The organism is Larkinella knui (assembly GCF_003858645.1).
Taxonomy (GTDB): Bacteria; Bacteroidota; Bacteroidia; order Cytophagales; family Spirosomataceae; genus Larkinella; species Larkinella knui.
Map to the genome: position 1 here is coordinate 56,113 of NZ_RQJP01000002.1, position 18,150 is coordinate 74,262.

General features: G+C 53.1%; 17 protein-coding genes. 13 read left to right on the top strand and 4 right to left on the bottom strand.

Annotated elements, in window-relative coordinates; genetic code table 11:
- The first annotated feature begins 43 nt into the window (after positions 1 to 43).
- The 5 genes from EHT87_RS09165 (at position 44) to EHT87_RS09185 (ending at position 5,512) form a co-directional block, all read left to right on the top strand.
- Positions 44 to 2,530, top strand: a complete 2,487-nt coding sequence (locus EHT87_RS09165) for a hypothetical protein (RefSeq protein WP_124906191.1) — start codon at positions 44 to 46, stop codon at positions 2,528 to 2,530.
- Between the two features lie 311 nt (positions 2,531 to 2,841).
- Positions 2,842 to 3,411, top strand: coding sequence for a hypothetical protein (locus EHT87_RS09170; RefSeq protein ID WP_124906193.1), 570 nt, complete (start codon positions 2,842 to 2,844; stop codon positions 3,409 to 3,411).
- 107 nt (positions 3,412 to 3,518) lie between these two features.
- Complete coding sequence (locus EHT87_RS09175) at positions 3,519 to 3,992, top strand: response regulator (protein WP_221621999.1); 474 nt, start codon at positions 3,519 to 3,521, stop codon at positions 3,990 to 3,992.
- A gap of 56 nt (positions 3,993 to 4,048) precedes the next feature.
- The gene (locus EHT87_RS09180) at positions 4,049 to 4,477 is read left to right on the top strand and encodes a response regulator (RefSeq protein WP_124906197.1); all 429 of its coding nucleotides are present in this window, start codon (positions 4,049 to 4,051) and stop codon (positions 4,475 to 4,477) included.
- A 111-nt stretch (positions 4,478 to 4,588) separates the two neighbouring features.
- On the top strand, positions 4,589 to 5,512 hold the full coding sequence (locus EHT87_RS09185; protein WP_124906199.1) for a hypothetical protein: 924 nt from the start codon (positions 4,589 to 4,591) through the stop codon (positions 5,510 to 5,512).
- Positions 5,513 to 5,595: 83 nt separating this feature from the next.
- On the opposite strand, the gene EHT87_RS09190 is transcribed toward EHT87_RS09185, so the two are convergent.
- Positions 5,596 to 8,979, bottom strand: a complete 3,384-nt coding sequence (locus EHT87_RS09190; protein ID WP_124906201.1) for a DUF1080 domain-containing protein — start codon at positions 8,977 to 8,979, stop codon at positions 5,596 to 5,598.
- A gap of 32 nt (positions 8,980 to 9,011) precedes the next feature.
- Positions 9,012 to 10,283, bottom strand: a complete 1,272-nt coding sequence (locus tag EHT87_RS09195; protein WP_124906203.1) for a Gfo/Idh/MocA family oxidoreductase — start codon at positions 10,281 to 10,283, stop codon at positions 9,012 to 9,014.
- Positions 10,284 to 10,596: 313 nt separating this feature from the next.
- On the opposite strand from EHT87_RS09195, the gene EHT87_RS09200 reads away from it, so the two are divergent.
- The 3 genes from EHT87_RS09200 to EHT87_RS09210 all read left to right on the top strand — a co-directional run bounded on the left by EHT87_RS09200 (position 10,597) and on the right by EHT87_RS09210 (position 14,019).
- A complete protein-coding gene (locus tag EHT87_RS09200; protein ID WP_124906205.1) occupies positions 10,597 to 12,000 on the top strand; it encodes a Gfo/Idh/MocA family protein in 1,404 nt (467 codons plus the stop codon).
- 110 nt (positions 12,001 to 12,110) lie between these two features.
- On the top strand, positions 12,111 to 12,809 hold the full coding sequence (locus tag EHT87_RS09205) for a 3-keto-disaccharide hydrolase (RefSeq protein ID WP_124906207.1): 699 nt from the start codon (positions 12,111 to 12,113) through the stop codon (positions 12,807 to 12,809).
- Positions 12,810 to 12,984: 175 nt separating this feature from the next.
- Positions 12,985 to 14,019 carry a DUF3500 domain-containing protein gene (locus tag EHT87_RS09210; RefSeq protein WP_229320958.1) on the top strand — a complete coding sequence of 345 codons (1,035 nt, stop codon included), beginning with the start codon at positions 12,985 to 12,987 and terminating at the stop codon, positions 14,017 to 14,019.
- A 19-nt stretch (positions 14,020 to 14,038) separates the two neighbouring features.
- Here EHT87_RS09210 and EHT87_RS09215 read toward each other — a convergent pair whose 3' ends face one another.
- Both EHT87_RS09215 and arfB read right to left on the bottom strand, forming a co-directional pair.
- Positions 14,039 to 15,424: an FAD-binding oxidoreductase gene (locus tag EHT87_RS09215; RefSeq protein ID WP_124906209.1), complete on the bottom strand. Its 1,386-nt coding sequence runs from the start codon at positions 15,422 to 15,424 to the stop codon at positions 14,039 to 14,041.
- A 6-nt stretch (positions 15,425 to 15,430) separates the two neighbouring features.
- Complete coding sequence (arfB, locus tag EHT87_RS09220; RefSeq protein ID WP_124906211.1) at positions 15,431 to 15,835, bottom strand: alternative ribosome rescue aminoacyl-tRNA hydrolase ArfB; 405 nt, start codon at positions 15,833 to 15,835, stop codon at positions 15,431 to 15,433.
- 85 nt (positions 15,836 to 15,920) lie between these two features.
- Between arfB and EHT87_RS09225 the strand changes: the two genes are divergently transcribed.
- The 5 genes from EHT87_RS09225 (at position 15,921) to EHT87_RS09245 (ending at position 18,148) form a co-directional block, all read left to right on the top strand.
- Positions 15,921 to 16,256, top strand: coding sequence for a hypothetical protein (locus EHT87_RS09225; RefSeq protein WP_124906213.1), 336 nt, complete (start codon positions 15,921 to 15,923; stop codon positions 16,254 to 16,256).
- 29 nt (positions 16,257 to 16,285) lie between these two features.
- Entirely contained in the window at positions 16,286 to 16,900 is a 615-nt protein-coding gene (locus tag EHT87_RS09230; protein ID WP_124906215.1) for a hypothetical protein, read from the top strand.
- 79 nt (positions 16,901 to 16,979) lie between these two features.
- Positions 16,980 to 17,333, top strand: coding sequence for a hypothetical protein (locus EHT87_RS09235; RefSeq protein ID WP_124906217.1), 354 nt, complete (start codon positions 16,980 to 16,982; stop codon positions 17,331 to 17,333).
- A 67-nt stretch (positions 17,334 to 17,400) separates the two neighbouring features.
- Entirely contained in the window at positions 17,401 to 17,754 is a 354-nt protein-coding gene (locus EHT87_RS09240) for a hypothetical protein (RefSeq protein WP_124906219.1), read from the top strand.
- A 52-nt stretch (positions 17,755 to 17,806) separates the two neighbouring features.
- Positions 17,807 to 18,148 carry a hypothetical protein gene (locus EHT87_RS09245; RefSeq protein WP_124906221.1) on the top strand — a complete coding sequence of 114 codons (342 nt, stop codon included), beginning with the start codon at positions 17,807 to 17,809 and terminating at the stop codon, positions 18,146 to 18,148.
- Positions 18,149 to 18,150 lie beyond the last annotated feature (2 nt).

Genomic DNA, 18,150 nt, shown 5'->3' on the forward strand with positions numbered 1-18,150 from the left:
CCTATCCAAAATCTTACTTTACTAATCTATTCCTCCTTCAAGGATGAGAAAAAACTTTCTTTCTGCCTGTCTCATTGGCACGCTACTCGCCGGAACGATCAGCCATTACCAGGCAAACGCCCAGGCCAAAACCGGAAAATCGTACAGCGGTATTTATCCGCACCTGGCCATGTATAACAACGAGGGCGAATGCGGAACGGGCGCGGTGGTGCCCTGGGCCGGTAAGCTCTGGGCCGTCACGTACGGTCCGCACCTGCCCTTTGGTTCGTCGGATAAATTGTACGAGATAACGCCGGATCTGAAACAGATCGTCCACCCCGAAAGCATTGGCGGCACCCCGGCCAACCGGATGATTCACCCGGAAAGCAACCAGCTTTTCATCGGCCCCTACGCCATCGATGCGCAGGGCAACGTGCGGGTCATGCCCTACAAAACAATGCCGGGCCGCCATACCGGTAACGCCCGGCACCTGACCGATCCGACCGGAAAAATCTATTACGGAACGATGGAAGAAGGGTTTTATGAGGTGGATGTCAAAACCTTAACGCCTACCCTGCTGTATGAAGACGGGAACGTAAAAACCAAAAAAGGCGCTGACGAGTCAAATAACCACGCCGGTGCGCTGCTCCCCGGTGCGCACGGCAAAGGGCTGTATTCGGGCCAGGGCGTGCTGGTTTATTCCAACAACGGAGAGCCGGGACCCCAGGCGCTCAAGCAGTTCGACATCGAGGCTGGTTCGCTGTCGGAATGGAACGGCAAGGATTGGAAGGTGGTCCGCCGGAACCAGTTTGTGGAGGTGACCGGACCGGGCGGTATCTATGGCAACAAAAACCCGGCAACCGATCCAATCTGGGCCACGGGCTGGGATCATAAATCGGTGTTGCTGGGCGTTCGTGATGCCGGAAAATGGAGCTTTTTCCGCTTGCCGAAAGCGAGCCACAGCTACGACGGTGCCCACGGCTGGAACACCGAATGGCCCCGCATCCGGGACGTGGGAACCGCCCAAAAACCCGATTACCTCATGACCATGCACGGTTTGTTCTGGCGGTTTCCCGGTCAGTTTTCGGCCAGCAATACGGCCGGAATCCGGCCCCGGTCGGCCTACCTGAAAGTCATCGGCGACTATACTCGCTGGAACGATCAGCTGGTTTTTGGCTGCGATGACTCGGCACAGAAGGAGTTTTTGAACAAACGCGGGGCCAAAGGCAACATTGAAGGCCCCGGCCAATCCAATTCCAACCTGTGGTTTACGTCCACCAGTTTGCCGGACCAGTTGGGCCCCAATACCGCCGAAGGAGCCGTCTGGCTCAACGAAACCGTTCGGGCCGCCGAGCCGTCGGAGCCTTTCCTGTTTGCGGGCTGGCCCAATCGCTCGGCCTGGGTGCAGAACAATGGCGACGCGGACGTGAGCTTTTCGTTTGAAGTGGACAAAACCGGTAACGGCACCTGGACGGCGCTGAAAACCGTAAAAATTGCGCCCAAAAGTGCCTTGAATGTAGAATTTGCCGCCGACGCAGCCGGTGAGTGGATTCGGATCAGGCCCGACAAAGCCACCACGGCCTCCGCACACTTTTTCTATTCCGCGAACGACACCCGGACCGCCACGCCCAATTCGATTTTTGCCGGTTTAAGTTCAATTACTTCCACCAAAACAGCCGGCGGTTTGATCTACGGACTGGGCGATAACCGGCGCGTGCTGGGCATGGCGGCACAGGAGTATACCGGCGGACAACCGTCCGAAGTTGGGTATTACGAATTGGATGGTGATATGAAGCTGATTCGCAAGGCAGATGATAAGGCCATGTCGTTCATTAAGAGCAAGTTCGCTATTCCGCAAAAAGCGGTTACCGTGGAAGAATCATCGGTTCTGGTGGTGGATGACAAGGGACGGCGCTGGCGGCTCCCGCTCGGCCATGACGCCTATACGGGTCTGACCAACCAGGCGGCTTTGCGGATTTGCCGGGAAGTGGCCACCGAGCGCGACCTGTTCAATTGCCACGGAACGTTTTATGAATTGCCCGCCGAAAATGCGGATGGGTACGCCAAAATCCGGCCGGTTTCGTCCCACAACCTCCGCATCAACGATTACGCTTCGTACCGGGGGCTGCTGGTCATGACCGGCGTTAACCCCCAATTGGCTTCCCGGAACGAGCATATTGTGGTGTCGGACGACCAAAAAGCCGCCGTCTGGGCCGGTGCGATCGATGATCTGTGGAAGTTGGGAAAACCCACCGGCCACGGCGGTCCCTGGAAAAATACCGCCGTTAAAGCCAACGAATTCTCCGACCCGTTTCTGATCGGTTTCTACGACCGGCGGAGCCTGCGACTTTCGCACACGTCTACCGCACCCGTTACCTTCACCATCGAAGTGGACCCGGTGGGCAATGGTCCGTGGATGGTTTATAAAGAAGTGACGGTGGCACCCGGCCAGCCCTTCAACTATGCGTTTCCGAAAAGTTTCCAGGCCCGCTGGATTCGGTTCAAATGCAACAAAGATTCGGAGGTGACGGCTTTTTTTCAGTACCAGTGAAAAATATTTTTCTTGATTTATTTTCTGATTATCAACTAGTTGTAGACAAGGAATAGATCCAGAATAATTTTTTCAAGTTTTTTTAAAACCTCCGCAATCTAAACATCGGGTTCGTTCGTAAGTATTGAACACGCGGTAAAGAGCACTATGGAGGTAGTGCGCTTTATCAGCCATACACGTTTCCGACAGAAAGTCCAGAGGCTCAGCTACTGGACTTTTTCGTTATCAGACGGCCCCGTTTATAAACGGTCGGCCGAAATACTTTCGTTATCTTTGTATGAGCCGGTTTATTCCTAGACAGCCGGATTTTTATGCACGAGATTGAGCCTTTTTACAATTGGGAAAAATGGTATACCGCGTCGGATGACCCCAATTCGCCTTTTTTTGGCCGCGTCTATAACATGACCCAGTATACCAATACCATATATGGTTATTACATTCACCCGCTTTGGGATGAAATCGGTTCGGAAACGCTGTATTGCAAGATTCTCTTTGCCGATTACGAGCGCCGGTTTGTCGTCATTGAACTCTTCGGGGAGTGGAACGATACGCTGCACAACGACATCATGTACCTCAAACGGCAGGTGATCGATCCGCTGGTGAATGAAAACATCAACAAGTTCATTCTGGTGGGCGAAAACATCCTGAATTTTCACGGGTCCGACGATAGTTACTACGAAGAATGGTTCGAAGATGTGGAGGATGGCTGGATTGCCGCCGTCAATTTCAGGGACTTTGTCGAGAGCGAATGGAAACGCTACCGGCTGGATTATTACATGAACTTTGGCGGCACGCTGGACGAGATCGACAACTGGCGCACCCTCAAACCGGTAGCTTTTTACGATTTAGTAAACAGTTTGATTATAAGAAGGTTAGGATAACATAAAATCGAAGATGCCTGGAAAACTACTGGTTTTGTATAACTTTTCCTCCACAGGATAGTTTTGTTTCTGAAAACTGGTATCCTTACAAATCATCTTTCGAAACGATGACCGGCCCACTATCTGTATTAATCGTTAGCACTGAAACGCCTGAACTTCACGAGTTGGAGCAGTCACTTCGTAACTATGGCGTTCCGCACCGGCACTTACCGGCGGAGGGAAAAGCAGCCCTCGATTTCTATTTCCAGCAGGGCCTGGCCGACGCCATGTTTGTGCCAACGCTGATTATGCTGGATATAGACGCTTGCGAACCGGAAAAAATTCTGGCCTTGTTGAAACCTCATCCGGTGCTTCGCCGAATTCCGGTTATTATTTTCGGACATGGCAACGACCCCGACCGAGTCAAGCTGGTTTATAGTCTGGGCGCAACCTGTTACATGCCCAAACCGCCAAATTGGGAGGCAGCCATGGCTCCTTTTTGTTCCTATTGGAAAAAACACGTCGCCCTGCCGGCTATTAAAGCAGAGGATATTTCATCATCAAACTCTTATTCGAATCTGAGCAATCGCACCCCTTACTGAGTTTCAGTTTGGACATCAGTCCCTAATCTGATGGCGGTTTCTCTCGTTACTAACGTATGAGAAACAGACCTGTCATAGCCGTTGTCGATGATGACGAAGATGATCTATTTTTAATACAGGAAGCTTTTAAGGTGTGTTTGAAAGAGGAGAAAGTGGTAATTGCATCCAGTGGAATGGATCTGCTGTCACGGCTAGAAACCCTGCCAATTTTACCTTCGTTTTTGCTGCTTGATCTCAATATGCCGCTCATGAGCGGTTTTGAGGTGTTGGCAACATTGCGCGCTGATCCCCGGTATAACCTGATGCCCGTCCTGATATTCAGCACATCGAACGAACAACCTGACATCGACCGGGCGTATGAACTCGGCGCCAATTCGTACGTAAAAAAACCGTCTTCGTTCAACGATTATAAGTCGGTTGTGGAAGATCTCTGCAATTTCTGGCTCCGCATAGCCTCCACCCCATCCAGCCGGATTTATCAGTAAAGTCCTTTCCCAGTACCGTTGACTTTCCTGCCCATATCCGTTTTCTCAAAAAACCTTTTCCGGCAGCATCAGTTATTAGTTGTATCTATTCACTAACTCGTAACAAACAGTATGGAATCGAATGTGTTTCATGATTCGCAACAAGCGGACTTAGTATCCAACGAAAACGCTGATACCAAATACGGCCAGGATCAGGCCGAAACGCATATGGTTAAACTGGTCGATGGGAAGCTGGTTTCTACCGCCAATCTCGAAACGGAAGTTACCGACGATCTGAGTGATCGGTATGCCAACGACGAAGAACGGGGGTTGAATTCGCCCAATCAACGGACGTATGATGTAGTCGACATTCAGTCGGAACATCCGCAAGCCGATATGATTCCGGAATTACCGTCGACACCCGACCCGAACAATCCAATTCCGGCGTCGCCCGATTCACCTAATCCGCCAACTCCACACACGCCCGGACCTGAAATTCCGGACCTGCCTTCGACTCCACATCCGGGTACGCCCGAAATCACGGAACCCAGCGAACCCGGTCGTTCGCACGAAGTGAACAACAGCGGCAAGTCGGACAATCAGGTTTCCAGCCAGGGCACGACGAAGGATACACCAACCAGCAGCCTTGTGGACACGATGCCCGGCGCGGATGTGCCGACGCAGAGCCAGGACCCGGCTAAAAATGAAGAACTTCCCGAATTTCTGGGAACTACCACAAAAAAAAACACCAGTGATTCCGTAACCACCGACCGTTTGCAGCATCCCGAAGAAGGCATGCAGGAAAAACCGGATACCGGCACATCGGCCCGGCCTTATGACGCCAACGCCAAAGATACGCACGACTATCAGTCGGCCGAACGTCCGGAGGAAACCGCCCAGATGCTCGATCAGCCAAAGGAAACGCTGGACGAAAGTGCCATAAAAAAAGCCCCGATGCAGGAATCAACGGCTCAGGCGACTTCGGATATGAAATCGACCGATCAGCTCGACCGGAAATACAACGATCCGGATGCCGCCCGGGAAGATGTGATTTAGTCTTTCGAAGAAGAGAATGCTACCTGTAAACCGGGTTAAGGAGCCAGGTGCATCTTAACCCGGTTTACAGGTAGCATTCCTTTTTAAAGCTCCTTAATCCGAATATTCCGAAACCGCAGCACCGAGCCATGCCCCAGAAAGCCGATGTGGCCTTTAGTCTGCTGCAAACCGGGATGCTCTTTGTGATCCATCGTTCCGTTTTTACTGGCTTCGGCAATGTCGCCGTTCAGGATTTGAATGTCATTCAGCACCACTTTGATCTGATTTCCTTTCACGGTTACCTCCTCATAATTCCACTCGCCGAGCGGTTTTAACGCCCCGCGTTTCGCCGGTATCACGCCGTATACCGAACCGTGGTATTGATACGGTTCCAGCTTTTTATAGATGTCCGCGTCGTTGTCCAATATCTGCAATTCCATGCCGACATAAGCCGCGTCACCTTCCAGCGGGGCCCGAATGCCCAACCCGTTGTTGGCGCCCGGTGTCAGTTGAAACTCAAACCGGAACACGAAATCGGCGTATTCTTTCTTCGTATACAGATTGCCTTTTCCACCGTTGTTGTACCAGACAATATCACCATTTTCGGCGACATAATCTTTCGTATTGCCGGTCCACTGGCTGAAATCGGTCCCATTGAAAAGCAACTGAAAGCCGTCGCGTTTTTCGGCTTCGGACAATTGATACGGCTGGGGCTGGGGCAGTTCCCGGATGTAAATATTCCGGTAGGCCACGTAGGTTCCATGCGCCTGAAGTTCAATCTGTTCCGACGGAAAAATCGGCTGGCTGCGATCCCAGTAGTTTTCCAGCACGGTATTGTCCGTCACCAGTTCACCATTGAGATAAACTGTTACCCGCTCGCCTTTCATGATGATGCGGAAGGTGTTCCATTCGCCCACCGGATTATCGGCCCGTTTCAGCGGTTTGCTGGCAAATTTCTGGTTGTTATACAGGCCGCCCGAACCTACCTGCGCCCCCACATCCGTGCGGGCCGGGTCCCAAATCTGCACCTGTGGCGTACCTCTCAGGTAAATACCGGCATCGCCTTCTTTGGTAATCTTCCAATCGACTAGCATCTCAAAATCCTGATACGGTTTCGCGGTGCAGATGTTGTTGCCGTGTCCGTTAAATACCAGTAAACCATCTTTGACCGACCAGCCGCTCCGCATGATTTCATCGGCTTTCTGCTGTTTCAGCGCCAGCGAATCCGCGCTCATTTTGCCGCGTTTGACCGGATTATCGACCAGGCCTTTCCAGCCCGCCAGGTCTTTCCCGTTGAATAGCGCAACAAAACCGTCGCCGGCCGGCATCGTTTGCAACCGTCGCTGAATGGCCTGACGCTGGGCGTCACTTTCGGGGCCGGTAATCACCTGACTGGCTTTTTCCAGCAACTTCCGCACGACATCTCCCGTAAAATCCCGGCTGGATGCGGCAACTGCCAGCACTGTGGCCGCAGCCTGTTGCTGCAAAGCCGGATCATCCAGGTAATTGCCGGCAAAAACAAGGGCTAAAAACGTCCGGCACCGACTCACCGCTTTCAGGATTTCAATTTTCTGCTGCGGATTCCGGGCCACTTCCATCCCATCCCGGAGTAACAACAACCGCTGGTCGGCAGAATAAGCGGACCGGTCAATTAACTTGATATAACCGCTGAGGGCCGATTCGGCCACTACGCTGTTCTGGCGGGCGATGGTCAGCAAAGCCGGGGCGGCATCGGGCGTCGGCCAGTCCGACAAAGCCGCAACGGCGGCAGGCTGTGCGATTCCCTCCCCTTTTCCAAAAGCTTCCTGAACAACCTGCAACGCCTTCGGACCGCCGATTCCGGCAAATGCCCCCAGAAAACGTGGCTGGCTTGCGGCCGCAGCCTGTTGCATTGTACTAATTAACAGATCAGTCCGCTGAATGGAATCGCCAACCGAAACCGTTGCGGCCGCAAGGGCCTGTTGCAATGAACGAATCGTTTTGGGCTGCGTCGTGTTGGTCAAAAGCGTCACCAGCTGGGGAAGCTGGTCCTGCCCGACCATAAAAGGCAAGGCTGCGGCTGCCGCCTGGCTGATGGTGGTATCGCTGTCCTGCGCCTGGGCCAGCACCTGCTGCACACTGGCCTCAGCCGCCCGCCTACCCAACACCGACAGCAAAGCCACCCGGGCCTCGGCGGGCATACTGGGCAGCGCGTGCGTGATCTGGGCCACGACCTCCGGGCCTTTTAGGGTCAAAACCGCATCCCGAATCGCCGTAATTTCCGGCGAAGTTCCCCGCTTCATCAACGCCAGCAAATCCGGCAAAGCGGTTTGCTGACCGGTGCGGGCCACGGCGGAAACAGCCGCCAGCCGAACCGCCTGATCCGCACTTTTCAGGCCCGGCAACAAGGCCGGTTTCAAAGCCGCATCGCCGGTTATACCCAACTGGGTAATCAAATCCGCCTGCACTTCGCCGGGGGCTTTTGCAATCAGTTTAGCCAGTTGTAAGTTGACGGCTTTACTTTTCAAACCCGTTGCCAGTTTCAGGGCGGCAACCCGATAAGAGCGAGACTGATCCAGAACCGCTGCCGTGAGAAGGGGTAAACTTTTTTCCCGGTTATCATCGACCAGAATTTTCAGAGCCGCCGTTCGGGTAGGCACCTGCTTCTCATCGATACATTGTTCCAGCAGTTTCCGCGCCAGCGCGTCGGCCTGCGGTTTTTTCCCGGAAACGGCAAGTTGTTTAATGTAATCCAGGTAACTGGCGGTGGCCTCCGTTGGGTCATAGGTATAGCCACTTTGTTCGGCGGCTTTGGCCAGAACCGGTCCGGCAGTCGGAGCCGCCAGACGAGCCAGCGCATACAAGGTTACTTTGCTCAGTTTTTTGTTGTCTGGCTGTACCAGCGGAATCAAAGCCGATGCTGCGGGCTGATAGCGGCTGTCGCCCAGGGCTTTCACCAAAGATAGTCGGCTCGCGCCCTGCGACTCGGTCAGCGCCTGCAAAACCGCTTTCTGCGCCGACGGTGTATTGATCTTGACCAGCGCCCGAACCGCCGGAGCGCAAAGCCGCTCGTCCGTCAGATGCGGTTTCAGAAAAATTACCGCATCGTCCTTGCCCACGATCTGCAACTGACTGATCATAAAGGCTTTGCTTTCCGGATCAGTCAGTTTTTCCAGCGCCTGCCCGTAGGCACGAACGGCCATCGCCCGCTGCACTTCTTTGCCGGGTTTGGTGACGTAATACGAAAAACCGCCCAACGCGTAGTGCACCGCCGTGTTATCCCCTTTGCCGGGTGCCACCAGCAGCATCACCAGGTCCTGAATACCGCCTGGGCCAAGCGAGGCAATGGCATCCATGCTGGTAATCAACTGTTTGCTGTCCAAAGCGGGCATTTGAGCCACGGCGTCGGCCACCCGGTTTTGCAGCGGACGTTGATCGGGCTTGGGCTGTGCCCAGGTAGATGTGTTGAGTAAAAGAGCGCCCAGAAAGGCAACTTCGGGTAGTTTCATGACAGGATAAAGAGGTTATGGAAGGGCCAGCGTCAAATTGTCCAGGGTGCACGCATGGGTTGATCAATCAGCCGATTAGCGCCTTCGTCGGCAACAAATACCTGATTGACCGGATCAAATTTCAGCGAACGACCCAACTGCAACGCCACTTTTCCCATGTTGATCAGGGTGCAGGAGCGGTAGCCGTTGGCTTCGTTCAGGGCAAACCGTTTGCGGCCCCGAACGGCGTCTACAAAGTCGGTTTGCTGCGGCAGGGGCTCGGGAAAAGCCGCCAGTTTCTTTTGCAAATCCGGAATGTCCGACTTAAAACCGGGGTACAGCTTTCCTTTCGGGCCTTCGATATACGGCATGTTGACGTCTTTGCCCTCGCCATCCAGGATGATTTTACAGCCATCGGCGTAGGTATATTCGATCCGTCGCCAGGTGCCGACGGCGTCGGGATGTTGCTGGGGCGCGTCGATTTCCACCGAAACCGGGCTGGTGTCGTCTTTCCCCAGAAAATACTGAATAGGATCTAAATAATGCTGGCCCATGTCGCCCAGACCGCCCCCGTCATAGTCCCAATACCCCCGGAATGTATTGTGAACGCGGTGTTCGTTATACGGTTTGTAGGGTGCCGGACCCAGCCAGGTTTCGTAATCCAGTTCGGGCGGCACCGGCATTGGCTCCAGATTCGTTTTCCCGACCCAGTAAAATTTCCAGTCAAAACCGGTGTGTTTGCTGACCGTCACTTTCAGCGGCCAGCCCAACAAACCGCTGTCTACCAGCTTTTTGATGGGTTTAACGGGCGTTCCCATGCCGTAGAAATTGTCTTCAAACCGAAACCAGGTATTGAGCCTGAAAATCCGGCCGTGTTGCTGAACGGCTTCCATGACGCGCTTGCCTTCGCCGATGGTGGCCGTCATCGGTTTTTCACACCAGATGTCTTTCCCGGCGCGGGCTGCTTCGGCTGCCATAATTCCGTGCCAGTGGGGTGGCGTCGCAATGTGGACAATATCGACTTCGGGCAGTTGGATCAGTTCCCGGTAATCACCGAAGGTTTTCAGCCCCGGATCTTTGATGATGCCTTTGGCTATTTCCAGGTGCCGGGTATCGACGTCGCAAATGGCCGCGACGCGCGTCCCCGCGTACGGAATGTGCCCCCGGCCCATGCCACCAACGCCGATAATGCCTTTGGAAAGCTGGTCGCTGGGTGCCAGAAACCCTTTCCCCAACACATGGCGGGGAACGATGGTAAAAGCCGCCAGGGTTCCCAGCGAGTTTTTGAGAAACGTACGTCTTGAAGGTATCTTTTTTAATTCCATCTCGTCAATTTCGTTGAAGCGGGTTGTATTACAGCTTTCGTCATTCTCTATATTTCGCTGTGCAGGGTTCGTTACACTGCATTCGTGTCAATCATTTATTTCACTATCGAATGATACTAGTGAACACTGAATAATGGCTGGAAAACCGGAAACACCACCTAATTCTGGCTTCCGGGTAAGCTTTACAATACTACTACTTTTCTCCTTAATAAGACCATCGACCGCCCAATCACCTCATTTCACAGGGTCTTTTTTATCTACTTATTATAAAAAGTCGTAAATTACGGCTCCTGTAAACTCCTATTTTAACTGTATGGAAAACCCTGAACAGGTTCCTTCCCGGAGGTCCTTTTTAAAAACGTTAGGACTGGCCGGAACCGCAGCTGCGGCTGTTCCTTCTTCGCTTGCCAATGCCGGAACGGCACCGATGTATCTTAATCTGGTAAAAAGTCATAGCAGTACAGCCGCGAACGACAAAGTCCGCATCGGGCTGATCGGTACGGGCGGTATGGGCATCGGCGATACGGAAACGGCGTTGATGGTCGAAGGTACCGAAGTGATTGCCGCCTGTGATCTTTACGATGGTCGTTTGCGCCGGGCCAAAGAACTCTGGGGCGACGGTTTGTTCACCACCAAAGATTACCGCCAGGTGCTCGAACGCTCGGATGTCGATGTGATTATCAACGGCACCACCGACCACTGGCACGAGAAAATCTCGACCGATGCCATGCGCAAAGGCAAGCACGTGTATTGTGAAAAGCCGATGGTGCAGAAAGTGGAAGATGGCCATACGCTGATCAAGGTTCAGAAAGAAACCGGCAAGGTGTTTCAGGTGGGCAGCCAGTTTGCCAGCTCAATCATCATTGCCAAAGCCAAAGAACTCCTGAAAGCCGGCGACATCGGTGAGCTGGTTTTTGCCGAAGCGCAATACGACCGGCACAGCGCGATGGGTGCCTGGCAATATTCCATTCCGCCGGATGCATCGCCCCAAACCGTTGACTGGGATACCTATTTAGGAACCGCCAAGAAACGCGAGTGGGACCCAAAGCGGTTTTTCCGGTGGAGAAACTACCAGGATTACGGAACGGGCGTTGCCGGTGATCTCTATGTTCACTTGTTGACGACGCTGCATACCATTACCGGTTCCAAAGGCCCCAACCGGGTGTATGCCAGCGGTGGACTGCGGTTCTGGAAAGATGGCCGCGATGTTCCCGATATTCACCTCGCGATTTTCGATTATCCCCAGACGCCGGAGCATCCGGAGTTTAACCTGACCACGCGGAGCAATTTCGTCGATGGTGGCGGGGGCGGTTATCTGGTTCGGCTGGTGGGTACAGAAGGGGATCTTTCGGTTGGCTGGGATAGCCTGACGGTGCGGCACCACAAACTACCCAAAGCGCCGGGTATGTCAATCGGCAATTTCCCGAAAGACCAGCAGGAAGCGTATCTGAAGGAATACAAGAAAATGTATCCCGAGCGCCCCGAAATGGAAGGCCCGCGGGAAATGATCTACAAAGTGCCGAAGGATTACAAAGGTGATCGTTACGAACACTTTGTCAACTTCTTCGATTCGGTTCGCAATCAGAAACCGGTGGTTGAAGATGCCACGTTCGGCTTACGCGCCTGTGGACCAACCCAATGCGGCAATATCAGCCTGTTCAAGAAGCAGATTGTGAACTGGGATCCGAATACCATGAAAATTATGAACGCAGTCTAGGTTTTCGGTATACAGTTTACGGTTTACGGTGGCTGACGCGTTCTTAGTCGCATGCGTTAGCCACCGTAAACGGAAAACCGTATACCGAAAACTACAAACCCTACAAAACCATGAAAAAAACATCCCTCGTCATCGGCCTGCTGGCCGGTCTAGTTACCCTCATGAGCCTTTCTACCATTGGCTCGAAACCCGGCAAATGGGTAACACTCTTCGACGGAAAATCCGTTACCGGCTGGCATAGTTACCTGAAAGACAAAGTAGTAGGCTGGAACATTGAGAACGGAACCCTTACGCCCGACGGTACCGGTGGTGACCTCGTAACGGACAAGGAATACGAAAATTTCGATCTGGAGTTCGAGTTCAAACTGCCGCCCAAAAGCAACAGCGGGGTCGTTTACAAAGTAATTGAAGATCCGGCGAACAAATCGACGTACTGGTCCGGCCCCGAATACCAGGTGATCGACGACACGGGCTACCAGTTGGGCGACGGTGCCAAGCTGAAAGGCAACCAGTTGACCGGCGCTAACTACGACCTGATTGCGCCCAGCGACCTGACCGTCAACAAACCCGCCGGAGAGTGGAACAAAGGCCGGATTGTGGTGAACAACAACCACGTCGAGCACTACCTCAACGGCAAGAAAGTGGTGGAATACCACTACGGCGGTGACGAGTGGCAGAAGATGGCCAACGCCAGCAAATTTAAGGACTGGGCGTACGTAAAACCGCACGCCAAAGGCAAGATTGCGCTGCAAAACCACAGCCCGAAAGAAGTGGTCTGGTACCGCAACATCCGGATTCGCGAATTGTAGAGACGCGATTCATCGCGTCTAAATTTAAAAATGTCCGGGTGCCACGAATGGCCATCCGGATTCAGATATAGGATTTGGGGATTGGGAGAAGGAGACGCGATGAATCGCGTCTCTACCGGATTTGTTCCATAACCCGCAAAATTCCGTATCTTCCCCGTAAAATTCCTAAGCCTACATGAAAAAGTATTTGATTCTCCTGACCGGGTTTTTGCTGGCCTTTACCCCGCCTTCCCGCGAACCCCTCGGCAAGGAAATGGCCTCAGCGGTGACGTCTTTCCTGAAAAGCCTCGACGAAGAACAGCGCAAACTGGCGCTCTATCCGTTCAATGACGATGAACGGTTTGTCTGGTTTTACACGCCGGTGCCGCGCAAAGGGTTATCCATGAAAAAAATGAATCCCGACCAGCAAAAAGCCGCCATGGCGCTGGTAAAACTAGCCATGAGTGAGCAGGGATACGAGAAAACAACCGCCATCATGGACATGGAAAATGTGTTGCGCGTGCAGGAAAACCGCCCACCGAACGACACCCACCGGGATCCGATCAACTACTTTTTCACGTTTTTTGGCGAACCCAACAGCAAAGAACCTTGGGGCTGGCGGCTCAATGGGCACCATTTATTGTGGCAATTTTCGTCTCTGACGGGCAAAATATCGGGAATGACGCCTACTTTTCTGGGGAGCAATCCGGACATTGTTCGGGTCGATGTGCCGCAAAAAGGCAAACAAATTTTGAAGCAGGAAGCCGAGTTGGGGCTGGCACTGGTTAACTCGCTGAACAGCGATCAGTTGAAGATGGCCCTCATCAGCGAAACCTCTCCGCAGGAAATCTTCACCACCAATGTTCGGAAAGCATCCATCGAAAAAATGGAGGGCATTCCGTTTCCGCAACTAACAGAAAGTCAGCAGAAAACCTTTTTGTCCTTGCTGGATACCTACCTCAACAACTACCACGTGACGCTGAAAAACCAGCAGATGGACAAGCTGAAAAAAGTGGGTCTGGACAAACTGGTGTTTGCCTGGGCGGGCGACCGGCAACCCGGTTATGGTCCCGGCAAAGGCCAATATTACCGCATTCACGGCCCCACGCTGCTGATCGAATATGACAATGCGCAGAATCAGGCCAACCATACCCACACGGTGGTGCGGGATTTAACCAGTGATTTTGGCGAGGATGTGCTGGCGGAGCATTACAAATCGCAGCACAAGTAAAGAACTGATTTCAAGATTATTACAAAACCGGTGGCAACAATTTTCCGGGATTCATGAGATTGGTGGGGTCGATCGCTTTCTTGATCGCCCGCATCACCTCGAGGGCTTCGCCGTGTTCCTGAGCCAGATACGCCAGTTTTCCGACGCCGATTCCGTGTTCACCCGAACAGGTTCCTTCCAGGGCCAGCGCCCGCTGAACCAGACGCTCGTTCAATGCTTTTGCTTTCTCGAACTGGCCGGGAACAGCAGGGTCAATGGGGATCGACAGGTGAAAATTGCCGTCGCCCACGTGTCCGAGAATGGGTGCAAAAAGTCCGGTTGCGGCAATGTCGGCCTGTGTATCGACAATGCATTCTGCCAGCCGCGAAATTGGCACACACACATCGGTCGACATCAGTTTAGAACCGGGCACCATGGCCCGGGCCGCCGGAGCGGCATCCGTCCGGGCCTGCCACAGTTTCATCCGCGCAACTTCCTCCTTTTCCCAAATAAAATCGGTTGCGCCAAACGAGCGGGCGAACGCCTGTACGGCCGTGATCTGGGCTTCTATTTCGGCGGGTGAACCTTGAAATTCCAGTAACAAAGTCGGTTTTTCCGGATAAGCGAGTCCGGAATAGCGATTGACGGCGTGCATCAGCAAATCATCCAGCAACTCAATTTTTGCGATCGCCACCCCCGCCTGAATCGTTTTGATGGCGGTATTCACGGCAGCTTCCACATTCTGAAAAGAGCAAACGGCGGCATAAATCGCTTCCGGGTAGCTGTGCAATCTGATCGTGAGGTCGGCCAGAATACCGAGTGTTCCCTCCGACCCGATAAACAAACGGGTCAGGTCATAACCGGACGATGATTTGCGGGCTTTGCTGGCGGTTTTTATGACCTTTCCGTCCGGTAATACCACCGTCAGCGACAACACATTGTCTTTCATCGTGCCGTAGCGCACCGCGTTCGTGCCCGATGCCCGGGTGCTGGCCATACCGCCCAGGGTGGCATTGACGCCGGGGCCGATCGGAAAAAAGAAACCGCTGCCCGCCAGCCTTTCGTCCAGTTGATTGCGGGTTACTCCCGCCTGAACGGTAGCGCACATGTTGGCGGTGTCGATCTCCAGGATCTGGTTCATCAACCGCAGATCGACGCAGACTCCGCCTTTCAGGGCCAGAATGTGGCCTTCCAGCGAAGTGCCGGCACCGAATGGAATAATCGGAATCTGATGCGTGCCGCAAATGGAAACGAGGGCCGCAATTTCTTCCGTCGAACGCGGAAAAACGACCCAATCCGGCGGCATGCAGGCGTGATAGCTGTAGCCAGCGCCGTGTTCGTTTCTGATTTCGGTGTTTTCGGTCACCCGGTCGCCAAAAAGATTCCGCAGCTCCGCCGAAACGGTTTGTTTGAGAAGACGGTCCATGGGCGTTTAGTCAAAATCAACCCTTTTTCTTTGTTCTTTCACGGCTCCCCGCTTCTTTTTCTGAGCCAGTTTCTCTTCCCGCGATGCCTTCGTCGGCCGCGTGGCTTTTCGGGGCTTTTCTTTCTCAAATGCTTTCCGAATGAGCTGGTAGAATTTTTCGGTTACTTTTTCTCGGTTACCCAACTGCGTTCGCTCGGTCTGGTGATAGAGCACCAACACGCCTTCGGTGGTCACTTTAGTAACCAGTTTTTCGAGCAAAACCGCCTTTTCTTCGTCCGATAATACCGCCGAATTGGGGATATCGAAATAGAGTTCGGCCTTCGTTGCCACTTTATTGACGTTCTGTCCACCACTGCCGCCACTGCGGGCAAACTGAAATTGTAATTCCGGAAAAAGTCTCGTTGGGTCCATTTTAGCTCAAAACTTAGCAAAGGTACAAACAATCCCGCGTACCGGCTGTTCAATCTTGTACTCGAAAATAAACCAGATAAACGCTATGGCACATCGGGAAAAAATTGAAACCATGCTCGAAGATACCAATACCGTATTGGGCGGGGGTTCTCCGTCGTCAACCACTGCGGAAGGTGTCAATTTAACCGAAGACTGGATCGTCATTCTGCGCACTCAACCGGAATGGGCAACGGTGGTTCCAACGCTCGAACAACTTCGGGATGCGTTGGACGCCGACGATCTGGTGGCGGTTCAGTTGCTTTTGAAAGACCTGGCCAGCCAGACGGCCGTGGTGGCTCAGAATGCAACGGGCGGACAACGCCAGGCCCTGGATCAGCTGGTCGAGAATCTGAAAGACTTCAGCCGGGCTATGGCCAAATAGCATATCGTTCACCTTTATCCACAAAACCAATGGCAAATCAACAGGCAAATGCTTTGATTAACTCGACCATGGAAACCTTCAACGGGGATACCACGTCGATTTCTACCCTTGACGGTATTTCATTAATCGATACCTGGCTGACGGCGCTTCGCAGTGGAGAAACCGATCAAGCCACCAACCCTATTTCTCACACTCTCAGTGAGTTAAAGACCCAATTGCAGGAAAGCGACCCCGATTCCGGTCAGATCAAAGCGCTCCTCAATGACCTGGCTGACCAGACGGAAAAGGCGGCCCAATCGGCCGACGACAAGGAAAAGATGCAACTGAATGAACTGGTTCAGACGCTGCGGGACTTTGGTCGGGTGATTAACGGCGAAGGCGGGTCTATTGAGGAAAAGCACGGTCGGGCGCAGATTTTTACCCAAACCGGAACGGGCAGCGCGGCCGGAAATCCGGGCGTGAACCCGGCTGTTTCCGGCAATGCGGGTACCGGCGATGAAGGCAACGTTCAGGGCGGTGGCTCCTATGGCTCAGGTTACGGAACCGGATCGTCGGGCGAATCAGGGCGTAGTAATTCCGGAACCGACACGCGCACGACCCGCACCTCAACCGGCGAAGGTGGTGGCAATAGTCACCAGATTTAAACTTTCCCGTATCTATTCAGTTTTGAAAGAACCGTTTTGGGCAACTCAAAACCGTAAACCTTTAGATTTTTAGACCCGTATGGCAAGTCAGCATTTACAGGCGCCACACGCCAACGCTACCACTCTGATTGACTCAACGGTGGAATCGTTCGACGGTGGACCATTCAATACATCGATTCAGGAGGGCATTTCGCTCATCAATGACTGGATCCGCTCGTTAAAAACGTCGGAAGCCGACAACGTAGCCAATACCTTGCAAAAGCTCAAAACCGCATTGGAAAGTCCCATGATCGACAATGCCCACGTCCGGGATTTGTTGTTCGGACTGGCCGATCAGGCCGAGCGCTGGGCCACGCAAGCCGGTGGCGAATTTCCGGTTCGGCTGGAGAGTCTGGCTGTTGCCCTCCGAAATTTTGGTAATCAATTAGCGTAAAATAACCCAGGACCGACAGGTTGAACGCGATCGCGTTCAACCTGTCGGTCTTCTAACCGATAAAAAGATGCCTTCAAACGCACTCACCCAAAAAGTAATAAAATCGACGCTCAACACCCTTAAGAGCGGCACCGACGGCGAGTTGGATACGACCGATCTGTCACCCCGCGACGGCCTTTCGGTTATTGACGACTGGCTGAAAGTTTTGCAGGAAAGCAAGCCAAGTGAACCGGTATTTCAGGGGCTGATGCAACTTCGTTCGATGCTCCAGATGCCCAATCCGGATACCGACCTGTTGAAAAGGCTGCTGGTTGATCTGGCCGATAACACCCATCAACTAGCCCAGTCGTATGAAGGCCCGTGGGTCAACGAACTCGAGCAAATTGTCGATACTTTACTTAATTTCAGCAGTCAGTTGTGAGGTTTACTCTGGACGATCAGAAGCCTTACCTTCGTACTTTAACTTTCACTTTATGACAACCGAGCAATCATCTGAACTCATCAACACCACCATTTCGGCTTTGAACGACGGCGGAATAACGAGCATCGTGCCCGTCGATGGGCCTGAATTAATTGACCAATGGATTGAAACGCTGGAGCGTTCGCCTTCGCCTTCCACCCAGCAGGTGCTTACCTCACTCACCGAGCTGAAAAGCCAGTTGGAAAGTGAATATCCTGATCCGACATCCGTCAAAGCCATCATGATCGATATGTCGGAGCAGCTTAGTGTGCTGGCCTCCAATGACGGTTCCGATTTTCACGAGCCCCTGCGCAATCTGTCGAACGCAATTCAGACCTTGGCTTCTTCCTTATAATA